Source organism: Mesorhizobium sp. M2D.F.Ca.ET.226.01.1.1, assembly GCF_004022705.2.
Classification (GTDB): domain Bacteria; phylum Pseudomonadota; class Alphaproteobacteria; order Rhizobiales; family Rhizobiaceae; genus Mesorhizobium.
Genome location: NZ_RZOY02000051.1, coordinates 1 through 449, shown reverse-complemented (window position 1 = coordinate 449; position 449 = coordinate 1). Strand labels below are relative to the sequence as shown.

General features: G+C 62.4%; 1 protein-coding gene. It reads left to right on the top strand.

Annotation, left to right across the window (positions count from 1 at the left end; all coding sequences use genetic code 11):
* Window positions 1–449: 2-oxo acid dehydrogenase subunit E2 (locus EN869_RS33715; RefSeq protein WP_189342950.1), on the top strand; the 449-nt coding region annotated here is incomplete at both ends.

The following is a 449-nucleotide window of genomic DNA, read 5'->3' as shown; positions in this document are numbered from 1 at the left end:
GCACCGATGAAGAAGACCGACAAAGGCGAGGTTCCCGCCTACAAGCTTTCGGTCAACGACATGGTGATCAAGGCCATGGCGATGGCGCTGATGGCCGTACCGGATGCCAATGCGTCGTGGACCGACAGTGCGATGGTCAAGCACAAGCATGCCGATGTCGGTGTCGCCGTCTCGATCCCCGGCGGCCTGATCACCCCGATCATCCGCAAAGCGGACGAAAAGACGCTGTCGACCATCTCCAACGAGATGAAGGATCTCGCCAGCCGCGCCCGCAGCCGCAAGCTGAAGCCGGAGGAGTATCAGGGCGGCACCACGGCGGTGTCCAATCTCGGCATGTTCGGCATCAAGGATTTTGCCGCCGTCATCAACCCGCCGCATGCGACGATCCTGGCGGTCGGCGCCGGCGAGCAGCGGGCGGTGGTGAAGAACGGCGAAATCAAGATCGCCAA